This window comes from Gemmatimonadales bacterium, from assembly GCA_036265815.1.
Lineage (GTDB): Bacteria > Gemmatimonadota > Gemmatimonadetes > Gemmatimonadales > GWC2-71-9 > CAVVWJ01.
The window spans coordinates 1-12,512 of sequence record DATAOI010000096.1; the positions used below are offsets into that span (position 1 = coordinate 1).

Sequence of the window (12,512 nt, forward strand, 5' to 3'; positions counted from 1 at the left end):
CCTCCGGCCACGCGGCATAGGCGAAGCCAAGCTTGGCATGATACGCATCGGGGACGGAGACGGAACTCCCGGGCAAGGTCGGGATGAACAGCACCTCGGTCTTCTCCCGAGGACTCAGCAGATAGGATCCGAACAGGTAGCCGGACAGACGGCCTGCCAGACGCCGATAGGCCTGCGCCTGCAGGAGGAAGCCCCAGCCACCGTCGCCGGGCTGAAGGGTGGGGTGGACCGGGTGTGAAAAGGTGCTGTCCAGGGTCCAGAATTCGTCCTCCGCATCATGCCTGCCGGTCGGGGCCTTGACCCCGATCCCGAGCGCCACGTTTCCCGTCGGGCTGGACAGCGGGTCGAGCATCCAGTAGCTGCCGAGCAGGTTGACGTCGCCGACGCCGGTGGCGGACGTCTCGTGGCGGACCAGGTCTTCATACAGGCGGGAACTGGTGCCGGTGGTGACCGGCACGGTGAGCCGCACGCTAAGACGGCGCGACACCCCGTACGCCAGCGAGAGGTCGAACGTGTGAAGGTTGAAGTGCACAGGCTCGCCGAAGGGACCGGCCGACGGATCGATTTTGTCGTCCACGAACCAGTCATCCGCTGTCAGCCGCCGATAGGCGACGCCGCCCTCCCATTCACCGCCCTGCAGGAACACCTGCCGATGTCCGCCCAGACTGGGGGACGTGAAGCGGATGGGCAATCAGCCCTGGCCGAAGGCCTCTCGGGGAGTGGCGAGGAGCAGAACCGCCACACTCACGACCATGCCTACGCCTCGGGCTGCCACCGTGCGTCGCATCAGTGCCTCCTGTCGAGACCTGCGTGGACCCTCAGTCGGTCGGTGCCGCCGAGGCAAGGATCAGGGCCAGTCCCTTCTCAAGCGCTGTCCTCGTCAAGGGCCCGGCGTGCACACCGCGCACCACGCCGAGCGAATCGACGAAGTAAGTGGCCGGAAGCGCCGCGAGGCCATAGCGCTCGCGCACCCGACCCCGCTTGTCGAGCAACACGGGAAACGGCAACGCGAACTCGGCTACGAAGGCCTCGACGTCCTTCAACCGCTCCTGATCGGTGAGATTGACGGCGAGCACTTCGAGTCCACTCGTCCGCCGTGCCTGCCACGCGGCGGCAAGCTCGGGCATCTCCTGGCGGCAGGGCACACACCAGCTTGCCCAGAAGTTGACAAGGACGGGTCGGCCCCGCAGTGAACCCAGGGACGTCTGGCCGCCTCCTAGGCGGTCAAAATTGATCGCTGGTGCGGAATCGCCGACCTCCGGCCGTGCGGCCTGCCCCTCGACCATGGCGGTTCCGGAGGGCGGGACTGCCACGAGGAGTGCCAGTCGCAAACACGGCGCGGTCCACAACCGATCAAGCAGAGATTAGCTCGCTCTCGTGAGTAACACGGTCCACCTGCTCGAGGCTCAGTGGTCTACGGCCGGGAATTTGGCAGGGATCTGCTCCATCTAATCTGCGCTGCCTGCAACCCGTCCGCCAGCCTGTTCAGAGCAACCCTTCCGTCGCAAGCTTACCACTAATCGCCCGGACCCCTCTGGTGCGGAGGGTGAGGCCGCTCCACTATCTGACACCGCCGACATCTGACACCGTCGACGCCTGGTTCTCAGAGGTTCGAGCCTTTTCGGCAAACTCTAGCATGTGAGCGAGTAAAGTACGGCAAAGTCCAGCATGAAACCCAGCAAACTCCAGCATCGGGTGACACGAACTCGCATACGGGTTGCAAGTTGCTGGGATCTAGCCCAGCTACTACGGCCCCTCTGGATCAGGAGAGTCCTGGTTCGAGCCCAGGAGGGGCAATGAAGCCCGGCAAGGACTTACACATTGCCGGGCTTCGCTTGTCTGCGGGGTGTGTGAGTCGGTATGCGAGCCCTTGGGGGTCTCAGCGACCCATCTGGGTGGCAGTTCGGAACTGCCGACTCGGCCCTCGGACTCCGCCCCAGCAAAGATAAAGCTCCCCTGGCGCCCTCTGCGCTGGGCTCATCGATCTGGTCTTGGAGCATCGTGAATCCAACTTCGGCGCCGCCGACGGGCCATATCCCTGCTGGGTTCGTGAAGAGCCGTATGCTGGGCATCCTTACGCGTATCCAGCCCCGTGAGGAACCGAACCGCTGAGCGCGCGGGGCCTTCCAGCGCCGTCACAGCCTATCGCACTGCGCGTCCTCACTGCCCACTGCTATCCCATTCCCGGGTAAAGGCGCGTCTTGCAGCCGGGACAGATCCCATGGCTGAACTGCACGGTGGAGCGACCTTCGACGTATGCCTCCACGCTCAGCCAGCGCCCCGTTTCGTCTCGGATCTTCTTGCATCCGGCACAGATCGGCAGGAGCCCCGACAGCGTATGTACCTCCGCGATGGCTGCTTGGAGTTGCTTCATAAGGCGCTCGCGTTCTAGTTCGCTGCGCCGCCGGTCCGTGATGTCCTGATTGATGATGATTGCCCCGATGATATCCCCGTTGGGATTTCGCAGGGGGAGGGCAGAGTTCAGAATCGTCTTGCGAGACTCATCGAAGCACTCGATGTCAATCACCTCGTCCAGGGAAGTCTCGCCCTTCGTAATGGCGCGGGCCGCGGCCCACTCGTCTGCAGCGATCCGCCGCCCGGTGTCTGCCCACCAACCCTTGTACTCCCCAAACCTGGCCGGTCCTACATATCTGGCACCACCCCAGATGCGGCGGCCCGCAGGGTTACCATGAGTAATGCAGCCCGTGCGGTCCATGATCCACACGCCGACCGGAAGGGCCTCGAGGACCTGAGGCAGCAGGTCAAGAGGGGCCTCAACAGAAGCCGCGGTTGAATCCTTCTCGTCCATGCAGCCTCCACCGTATGGGCTCGGCCTTGAAGAATAGTGGGCTGTCTATGAGGAAATGCTAAACGCGTAGTGAGGTTATCCACAGCCTGAGCACGTCCGGCCTAGTCTGGCGCTAGCATCCTGAACTCCAATTGGCGCAGCCCTAGCTGCCGTAGTTTTGCCGTAGTTTCTCCGGGCAGAAGCGGGCAAATTACGGCCGGGAAGCGGGCACCGATGCTCGGAAAGTGGCCGTTTCCCAACAAGTTGTCCGGAAAAGTTGCCCCGGCCGGAGGACTCTGGATCAGGAGAGTCCTGGTTCGAGCCCAGGAGGGGCAATACGGCCGCAGAAAGCGCGGCCGTTTTGTTGTGGACTCGGCCTTCGGCTCGAGCCCAGGGAGCGGCAGTGAAGCACGGCAAAAACGTAGCTATTGCCGGGCTTCAGGTTTTCGCCGCCTGAGCGGCCGGGGGAGACCTCTGACGGATAGACCGGAGAGATGATTGACACTCGACGGTGGCGCGTGAGGCGCCGGCGGTCGTCTACTTAGGGTGGGCCTTCGAGTGGTGACAGCCCATGCAGGTAGGCATAGATCGCCTTGAGATCGTCGTCACCGGCGAAGGCGGAGACGGCTTCCCAGGGCATCCCCTCACTCAGGATGCGGCGGTAAGGGTCGACGCCCGTACGCAGGGTGTGAACGAACTCCTCCTCAGTCCACTTCGGTACGATCAGCGTGAGGTTGGGTCCCGCTGGCGGGCCGGCGCCACCCGCTCTGCGGCCCGCGAGGTTGTCTCCATGACAGAGGCGGCAGCCTAGAATCGAGACCAGGTACTTGCCGTACCCCACCGAGACACCCTCGGTGGGTGCGACGACGGGTTGGGTGATGGGCACCTGCGCGCTGGTCTGGAACACACCTGCTCCAATGAAGAGTGCGGCGATGACATTGAGTTTGGTCGGCGGGGTACGGGGTTGTACCGCTGGCTGGGAACGCAGATATGCGACGATGGCCTGGACGTCCGTGTCGCTCAGATTATGAAAGACCTCCGAGGGCATGATGACCAGTGGCCGCCCACCCTTACCCACGCCTTCTCGGATGGCGCGGATGACTTCGCCATCCGACCAATCCCTAATTTCACCGGCGGGCGTGAGGTTTGAGGCATAGAGCGTTCCTACTGGCGGGCCGTTTTTCCCGAAGTTCTGCCCGACCAAGGGTGCCTTGCCGGTGGGCGAATGGCAGAGAGGGCACAAGACTGCAAATCTTTCCCCCCGCGCGAGCTGCTCCGGCGTGACTGCGACTTGTACCTCCCGGACGGTATACCGATGGGGTGGGACGTTGAGCCTGTAAAAACCAACCCCCGCAACGAGGACGGCTGCTGTGAAAACCAAGGTAAGGAGGCCCGAAAGGATCAGGCCTCCCCACCTCAGAGTGAGGGTGTGTGCACTCCGGGCGCGGGTGCCAAGCCAGCCGAACAAGGCGGCGAGCAGGCCGAGAAGCATCACGCCGACCGTGTCGAACATGGTTGTCCTCCGCGGACTCGAATCAGCCGGGGTCTATCGCATGGCCGTGCGACGGGGACGTTCTCGGCGCGGGAGTGGACCCAGTTAACTCCTCACTGACCAGAGGTTGACGGGGTCTCCTAGCATGGGCACCGAATCGAGCCGGCTTGGCACCCCGCATCCGTTTCTCCGGGCAAGACCGGACATTTCGGGGGAGGGAAGCGGGCAGCGATGATCGGTAAGTGACCGCTTCCGGGCAACTTGACCGGAACCGCTGCCCCGGCGGTACCGACTCTGGATCGGGAAAGTCCTGGTTCGAGCCCAGGAGGGGCAACTCGAAGCGCGGTGGCTGAGTGCCAGCCACCGCGCTTTGCTTACCCATCAGGCGCAGGCCGAGGTGGCGGCGACGGTCACTTCTGGTTGCCGACGAAGATCGCCCCATCGAGCTTGCCCTGCGGGTTGGTGAGGGGCGCGTAGTAGGTGTCGTACTTCCGGCCGAAGATGATGGCCTCTCCCCGATAGGAGTAGTTCTGCACCAAGGCCTGAAAGCTGGCCGAGTCGCGATCGAGCTTCGTGTTGATGGCAGGCTTGCCCTCAGTGGTGAGCAAGGTGGTCTGGATCCGCACAAAGTCCACGCCGTCGAACGAGAAGATCGTCGCGGTGGTCATCCGATTGCGCGCGTTGATGACGTGAATGGTCATCATGATGCTCACGACGAGCGCCACCACGAACACCACAGAGAATACGTGCAGGACGGCTTGGTAGGAGCCGGTGGCCTGATACAGGCGGGCCACCAGCTGCGGGCCAGTGACTCCGGCCAGACCCCACGCGCTCAAGACGTAGCCATGGATGGCGCCCAGTTCCTTGGTGCCGAACAGATCACCGATATACGCCGGGAGCGTGGCAAAGCCGCCGCCGTAACAGGTCAGGATCAGGTAGAGCATGACCTGGAATAGGATGACGCTGGTGATGTCGGGCAGCACCCAGAACGCGACGATCTGGATGATGAAAAACGCGGTATAGGTGCTCGGACGGCCCAGGTAATCGGACAGCGACGCCCAGCCGAGGCGGCCGAGGCCGTTGAAGATGGACATGAGGCCAACCACGCCAGCCGCTTGGGCGGGGGTCAGTCCGATGCTTTCCTGCGCCAGCGGGGAGGCCGTGTAGATGATGCCGATGCCACACGAGATGTTGATGAACATCATGACCCAGAGGCCGTAGAACGGGGCTCGCCGGACCGCCGCGTTGGCCGTGAGCTGGGTGAGGTCGGGAATGACCTTGCGCTTGCCGGCGTCCACGTCCGCTTTCATCTTCTCCGGCATCCAGCCCGGAGGCGGGCGCTCGATATAGCGGGCGGCGGCGATCATGATGAGGAGATACGCGATTCCGGCGAAGAAGAAGGCCGCCGAGATGCCGGCCGCGATGGCGCTCCGGAAGGGCGCCGTGCCCACCGCCGCCCAGAACGGCGACAGTGCCGGATCGGCCTGGTTGCTTTGCAGCGCGGCCAGCATCCCGGCTGCGTCGCGGGCCTGCTTCTCGGGAAGCGAAGCCAGAACCTCCTTGCTCCTTCCATCGCGTACCATGCTCAAGAACTCCGGGAGCTCGATCGCGGCCGTGGACGAATCGTGGACGTGCATGTCCTTCAGGATGTTCTTCGCCGCGTTGTAGTTCGCGACGCCGTGGCGATAGGTGGGCTCAGAGAGACCAAGCTGGCCGGCGGCCACCCGCGACATGATGTAGTTGTAGACCGGACCTCCGATGGCGGCCCCGAAGCCGAAGCCCATGATAGCTAACCCGGTAGCTAGACCCCGGCGGTCGGGAAACCACTTCACCAAGGTCGAGACCGGCGTGATGTAGCCGATGCCGAGTCCCATGCCGCCCAAGACCCCGTATCCCAGCCACAACACCTGGATGATGCCCAGCTTCACCCCGAGGCTGGCGACCAGGAGCCCGGTACCCCAGAGGGCGGCCGCCACCGTGCCCGAGGCGCGCGGTCCTCGGCGCTCAACGAAGCGCCCCATGACGGCAGCGGACATTCCCAGGAAGAAGATGGCGAGGCTGAAGGTGATCGCCACATTGCCCTTGGTCCAGCCGAACGCATTCTCGAGTGGCAGGTTGAAGACGCTCCAGGCGTACACCGATCCGATCGAGATGTGAATGCCGACGGCCGAGAGCGCGATGAGCCAGCGATTCTTCACGGGGCCCCCTCGAGGTGTGCTCAGGACAGGCCCCGGGCTCGGGGCCATGTGGTAGCAACGGTCAGCTACATGGGCAGAGGGGCTATGCCTGCGGAGCGCTAGCCCAGAAGTTCCGAATTGGGGAGCGTCAGCCCATCCATCCGCCGCGTTGAGGGCGTCATTGGACGCGGACTGGTGCGGAGCGGCGGCAACCGGGGTCACCTGCGCGGTCCGTTCTGAGGATGGCTGTCCGGCTAATATTGCGCGAAGATGTTGAGTTCGCTAGGTGCGGGATGCGCCTGGTTCAAAGGCCGGCAAACTCCGACGTTTGAGTGAGTAGGTGACGTAGCAGTGTGCCAACGCGTGTGGCCGCATACCCCGGTGTAGGGCACGTCAACGATCCACCATCCGCTCCGAGCTCTCCGAGGGCATCGGTGAACTTCGACCCTCCCGGGATAGGGACGCGCAAGCTTCCGGCTGAGGCCGTCGAACAGCGCATGCAGCCGACAGCCGCCATGGGCCGGCGCCCCACCCGGAGCAATCTGATCGAGTCACACGCAAAGGGCGGAGGACAAATCCCATGAAAGCATTCGTCCTAGTCGTCAGTGTCATTGCTGTACTACTCGGCGGGCTTTGGCTGCTCCAAGGGTTAGGGCTGGTGCAGGTCCGCCCGGGAGGCCCTGTATGAGGCGAACGGGGAGGGTGACCGTCTGAAGGTCACGCCGCCAATCCGGGCCGCCGCTTGGCAAACTCTATCATCCGAGTGAGCAAACCACGGCAAAGTCCAGCATCCAAGCCGGCAAACGCCGGCATCGGGTAACACGAACTCGTGTAAAGGGCGGCAAGTTGCCGGAGTTTGGACGGTTATAGCGGCCCCTCTGGAGCAGGAGAGTCCTGGTTCACCTCCGGTGGCCTTCGGCTCGAGCCCAGCAAGGGCAATCAAGTTCGGCAACGACTCAGGCCCTGCCGGGTTTCGCCTATTGCGCGTGTGCGAATGAGTGTGGATCGACTTCGGCGCGGGCCCAACGTCAGCGACCGGCGCCGCTATCAATCCGCTCGTGGGGTATGTCACCCCCGCTGCGAAGCTGGCGCCGGAGCACCAACGATGTTCCGCAGCATTCCGGCGAACACCATCTGATGAATCCCCCACAGCCCATACCAGTAAAGCAGCCCCCATACCCCCACTGGGTCGAAGATCGCGCTCTGCCGGATAAGACTGCCACCGTCCATTGGCGTCACCTCAAACTGAAGCCAGGCCCGCCCGGGCATCCGCATTTCGGCCGCGAGCCTGAGCAGTCGCCCGGGTTCCACCGCTTCGACCCGCCAGAAGTCCAGTGTATCCCCCGGCATGACCAACTCCGGATGCCGCCGGCCCCGCCGCATTCCCGGCCCGCCCACCGCCCTGTCGAGCAACCCCCGCAGCCGCCAGAGACCATTGCCATAGTACCAGCCCGCGTCGCCACCAATGCGCGAAATGGGCTGGAATGCCTGGTCCGGTGCGCGGTTCACCCAGGCAGCCCGCGAGTCCACCAGGCGGGCGCCGAACTTGACCCCACCCCAGCCCCGCGGCGACCGCTGAGAAGAGAGTGCGTCAGACCAGCGCGTGGCCGCGAATCCCAAGTCCTCGTTGACCAGCGCGCGTGCGAGCACCTCGCGGACCCCGTGAGGCCTTACGCTAAAATCGCGGAGCGCGCCGTCGTCCTGCACCACTGTCGCGTTGCGCACCCCGTCTATCAGCTCTCGTCCCACCTGCGCATACACCGGTGAGACCAGCGCCAGCCAGAGGCTCGAGAGCCGCGGTGTGAGCAGCGGGATGGGAACCATCACCCGTCTCAATCCTCGGAGCCGGGCGTATTCCCGCATGAGATCGCCGTAGGAGACCCGGTCGGGGCCCCCGATCTCGTAGACGACGCTGTCCCGGCATGGGAGATCGAGTGCCGCTACCAGGTAGGCGACGAGATCCTCGATGCCGATCGGCTGAGTCGGCGTGTCCACCCAGCTCGGAGTCACCATCGCCGGGAGCTTCTCTACCAGTGAGCGGACCAGCTCGAAGGAAAGGCTCCCGGAGCCGATCACGATCGAGGCTCGGAACTCGATCGTTGGAATTCCCGACTCGCGGAGGATCCGGCCGACCTCTTGCCGGCTCGCCAGATGCTGGGAGAGGCGCCTGCCCTGGCCGAGGCCGCCGAGGTATATAAGCCGGCGCACTCCGGCTTCGCGTGCGGCCTCGACGAACGACTGGGCACCCGTACGGTCCCTCTCGGCGTAGTCCCTGGAGGAGCCCATCGAGTGGATCAGGTAGTACGCGGTATGCACGCCGCGAAGAGCATCGGGGAGCGAGCCTGGCTCCAGGACGTCGCCCGCGACGACTTCGGTGCCGTCGGCCACCCGGGAGCGGAGATACTCCGGCCAACGGGCCATGCAGCGGAGCGGGTGCCCGCCGGCCTCGAGCGCGCGGCGCAGCCGGCCCCCAACGTAGCCACTCGCGCCTGTGAGAAGGATGAGCCCGCGTTGGCGGCTCACTCCAGCTCCCCGGCCGCGAGTCGGCGGAGCATCGCCCGGAGCTCCGGCAACGACGCGATCACCCGGGCGCCCGCGGCCTCTGCTTCGGCCGCTATCTCCGGCGTCGCCGCGCCTCCCACGAGCAACGGCACCTGCTCGGGCAGGCCGGCACGCATCTCCCTCAGGGCGGCGAGGAAATCGACGCCCTCCGGCACGTAGACGGCGCTGACCGCGACGGCCCGGGCACCTGTTTGCCCAACCGCGCTCAGCAGATCGGCCACGGGCAGGTCGGGACCGAGGTAAGTCACGCCCCACCCATCGGCGGCGGCGCTGATCGCCACCATCAGCGCTCCAAACTCGTGGACCTGGGTCGGCGGCGTCGCCACGACCAGCCGAGGCGCGGTGCCTCTGACCTCGTACACTCGAAACAGCCAGTCCAGCACGCGGCGGAAGACGGCGCTGGCCATGTGCTCCTGTGCGACCGACACCGACCCTTCGGCCCAGCCGTGGCCGATGCGCATGAGCGCGGGCGCCACGACCTCGTCGATGAAGACCGGCACGCCATGCGTCACCGCAGCCTGCTCGAGCACTGCCTGAAGCTCGACGGCGTCGAGTCGGCGGGTGGCCCGCAACACCGCCGTAATGGACTCGCCGACGCTCCGGGCACGGGTCTGCTCCGCCTCACCCGCCCCGCTGCCGTCTGCGTCTGATGACGCGGCCGCTTCCTCGGCCCCGCCGGTGTCCTCGTCCAGCCTGGCGAGCTCGGCGATCGGGAGCGAGGCGATCCGGCCTATCGCGTGGCCCCGGTCGGTCAGCTGCCGGAGCAGCCGCAAGCGCTCGATGTCGAGATCGGAGTAGAGGCGCTGGCCCCCCTCGGTCCGCGCGGGACTCACCACTCCATAGCGCCGCTCCCAGGCCCGCAGGACGTGGGGCGTGAGCCCGGTACGGACGGCGACCAGGCGCACGGGGTATCGGGGGGTCTGGGACTCGACGGCCTCTCTCATGAACCATAACTATGACCTTGTCGAAATAATGTCAAGGTAACTAGTTAGGCAAATATTTGACAGAGCTCATGGACTGAGGTATTTTGTTAGGCAGATGTTAGACAAACCAACTTTACTCTGGGGGACATATGAAAAAGCTGGACGTGGCCGCCGCCGTGTTGCTGGTCGTGGGCGGCATCAACTGGGGGGTAGTGGGAGTGACCGGTTCGGACATCGTCGGGACCATTTTCGGCAACCTGAGTCCCGTGAGCCGGGCGGTCTACATCCTCGTCGGAGTCGCCGCACTGTACCAGGCGCTGCAGTGGAAGGCCATTCAGCACCGCTGGCAGCCCGCCTTCGCTAGGTAATCACCGAATCTCATCTCCAACGAAGGTGTACTCATGAAGCTGAAGTTTCTCACTCTCCTCCTCGCCGCAGGCGCGCTGACCGCCGCCTGCAGCGACGACGATGACAACACCGGCCCCGAGGGCCGCGCGAGAGTGCGCGTGGTACACGCCTCTCCCGACGCGCCCGACGTGGACGTGCTGCTGGACGACGCCGAGGTACTGAGCGACGTGCCATACCTGACGGCGTCCGATTACCGCGACGTGCCCGCGGGCAACCTGAACGGGAACGCCGCAGGCACCACACCACGGTGGTCGACGCTGACCTGAGTCTGGTGGACGGAACCGACTACACGGTGATCGCGAACGGCCTCGCCGAAGCGATCGAGCCGATCGCGCTGCAGGACGACAACAGCGCGCCGGCCTTGGGCAATGCACCCCTGCGTGCGATCCACGACGCGCCGGGCACCCCGGCGGTGGACATCTATGTCACCGCGCCGGGCGCGGACCTCGAAACAACGATCCCGCTGCTCGCCAACGTGGAGTTCGGAGACGTTGCCGACTACATCGAGGCACCGGCAGGCGATTACCAGGTGCGGGTGACGCCCGCGGGCACCAAGACCGTGGTAATCGACAGCGGCACGCTCACTCTGTCGAGCGGGCAGGTGCGCAGCGCGATCGCCGTGGACGCGGCGGGCGGCGGGGCTCCGTTCGACCTGCTCGTCCTCGAGGACCTGAACTAGTTGTCACGACTTAGGAGGAACACAACGATGGGAAGTACCCGAACCGGGACCGTTCTGCTATCGGGTCTCATATTGCTCGGCATCGCCTCGACTGTTCAGGCTCAATTGGTGGAGCGCCGGGTCTCGATCGAGGCGCGAGGCGGCTTCAACGTGCCGACGTTCGACATCTCCGATGCCGTGGACGCCGGGCCGAGCTTCGGGCTCGGAGCCGCGGTGCAGTTCGCGCCGAAGCTCTGGCTAATAGGAGACGTGGACCTCGGCTTCCACTCGGGGGCGGATCTAGCCGGAGGTGGAGAGGCCCCCGACGTGAAGGTCTACCACTACGTCGCGAAGCTGGGCTACGAGCTGCTGTCCGAGGGGCAGTCACCGTGGTCCGTGATCGTCAATGCCGGTGCGGGCGCCCTGACGTTCGACGCCGACGGCGCGGGTTCGAATACCTATCCCGCGATCAACGTCGGCGCCAAAATCGGCTATCGGTTGAGTCCGCGCGTGCAGCTCCTGCTGAGTCCGCAGGGCGACATCGCGTTGACGGACGATGAGGAAGTGGGGACCAGCAACGCGTGGGTGTGGCCCTTCACGGCAGGTGTCCGTATCGGGCTCTAGTCCCGCAGTACCCTCCCAGCGCCGTAGTTTTTGCCGTAGTTTCTCCGGGCATGAGCGGGCAAACTACGGCCGGGAAGCGGGCACCGATGCTCGGATAGTGGCCGAATCCCAACAAGTTGCCCGGAAAGGGTGCCCCCGCCGGCGGGCTCTGGATCAGGAGAGTCCTGGTTCGAGCCCAGGAGGGGCAACTAGAAGGCCCGATGCTACCTCGGTGGTGTTAGGCCTTCTTCTTTTTTCGCCCGCTGCTACCGTTTCTGCTACCGTTTCTCCAACGCGCCGGCCGCGCGACGGCTCCCCAGCCGGACCGGCGACTCCATCACCTTCAACAGCGTGGCCTCGTCGGAGTGCTGATAGCAGGTCAGCAACGTCGTCACATCCTTCCATCCTCCGGCGGACGCGACATCCTTGAGCGGGAGTCTCCTGGCCCGGCGCCGCTTCCCCATTCAGGCGGAGGCCCAAGTACGCCGTCTTCCGCTACATCGAGGGCTGGTGCAACCCGCACCGGAGACACTCCGCCTTCCGCTAGCAGTCCCCGATCACCTATGAGCGCCGGACCTCACATGCTGCTTGAATCCCCAGTCGCTCACCGTCCACCGAACCAGGTGAACTCCACTAGAGCTGATTTTGTCTCTCGTTAAGCAGCCTTCAGCCAACCTGGAGAATTCCTCAACTGATTCGGCATTCCGATCGAGGCGAGCGTGGCCGACAGCAGGTAAGAACGGGCTTTCAGCTCAACGTGCACCGTACCTTGAAGTCATTCAATCCGTCGGCGTTCATGTCGAGGTCGATGGGAGTGCCAGTCACCGGGAAAACCAAGTCCCAATTGATGGTAGATCCCACGAAGTTGATCGGATCAAACGTCCCGACGATATCGAACGCT

10 protein-coding genes and 1 pseudogene are annotated in these 12,512 nt (G+C 64.7%); 4 read left to right on the forward strand and 7 right to left on the reverse strand.

Annotated elements, in window-relative coordinates; all coding sequences use genetic code 11:
• The 7 genes from VHR41_18865 to VHR41_18895 all read right to left on the reverse strand — a co-directional run.
• Positions 1 to 691, reverse strand: a 691-nt coding sequence (locus VHR41_18865) for a hypothetical protein (GenBank protein ID HEX3236260.1), incomplete at its 3' end; no start/stop codon positions are given.
• Between the two features lie 127 nt (positions 692 to 818).
• On the reverse strand, positions 819 to 1,286 hold the full coding sequence (locus VHR41_18870; GenBank protein ID HEX3236261.1) for a TlpA disulfide reductase family protein: 468 nt from the start codon (positions 1,284 to 1,286) through the stop codon (positions 819 to 821).
• 887 nt (positions 1,287 to 2,173) lie between these two features.
• Complete coding sequence (locus VHR41_18875; protein ID HEX3236262.1) at positions 2,174 to 2,809, reverse strand: PAS domain-containing protein; 636 nt, start codon at positions 2,807 to 2,809, stop codon at positions 2,174 to 2,176.
• Between the two features lie 520 nt (positions 2,810 to 3,329).
• The gene (locus VHR41_18880; GenBank protein ID HEX3236263.1) at positions 3,330 to 4,301 is read right to left on the reverse strand and encodes a cytochrome c; all 972 of its coding nucleotides are present in this window, start codon (positions 4,299 to 4,301) and stop codon (positions 3,330 to 3,332) included.
• Positions 4,302 to 4,690: 389 nt separating this feature from the next.
• Positions 4,691 to 6,478, reverse strand: a complete 1,788-nt coding sequence (locus VHR41_18885) for an MFS transporter (GenBank protein HEX3236264.1) — start codon at positions 6,476 to 6,478, stop codon at positions 4,691 to 4,693.
• A 1,047-nt stretch (positions 6,479 to 7,525) separates the two neighbouring features.
• Positions 7,526 to 8,980 carry a DUF2867 domain-containing protein gene (locus tag VHR41_18890; protein ID HEX3236265.1) on the reverse strand — a complete coding sequence of 485 codons (1,455 nt, stop codon included), beginning with the start codon at positions 8,978 to 8,980 and terminating at the stop codon, positions 7,526 to 7,528.
• Positions 8,977 to 9,924: a MerR family transcriptional regulator gene (locus VHR41_18895; GenBank protein HEX3236266.1), complete on the reverse strand. Its 948-nt coding sequence runs from the start codon at positions 9,922 to 9,924 to the stop codon at positions 8,977 to 8,979. The genes VHR41_18890 and VHR41_18895 overlap by 4 nt, the downstream gene beginning before the upstream one ends.
• 167 nt (positions 9,925 to 10,091) lie before the next feature.
• Between VHR41_18895 and VHR41_18900 the strand changes: the two genes are divergently transcribed.
• The 4 genes and pseudogenes from VHR41_18900 to VHR41_18915 all read left to right on the forward strand — a co-directional run bounded on the left by VHR41_18900 (position 10,092) and on the right by VHR41_18915 (position 11,632).
• Positions 10,092 to 10,310: a DUF378 domain-containing protein gene (locus VHR41_18900; protein HEX3236267.1), complete on the forward strand. Its 219-nt coding sequence runs from the start codon at positions 10,092 to 10,094 to the stop codon at positions 10,308 to 10,310.
• A gap of 33 nt (positions 10,311 to 10,343) precedes the next feature.
• Positions 10,344 to 10,714, forward strand: a pseudogene (locus tag VHR41_18905) (DUF4397 domain-containing protein).
• Between the two features lie 111 nt (positions 10,715 to 10,825).
• Positions 10,826 to 11,029 (forward strand): DUF4397 domain-containing protein, encoded by a 204-nt coding sequence (locus tag VHR41_18910; GenBank protein ID HEX3236268.1) that lies wholly within the window; start codon positions 10,826 to 10,828, stop codon positions 11,027 to 11,029.
• 27 nt (positions 11,030 to 11,056) lie between these two features.
• Positions 11,057 to 11,632, forward strand: a complete 576-nt coding sequence (locus VHR41_18915; protein ID HEX3236269.1) for an outer membrane beta-barrel protein — start codon at positions 11,057 to 11,059, stop codon at positions 11,630 to 11,632.
• Positions 11,633 to 12,512: the final 880 nt, after the last annotated feature.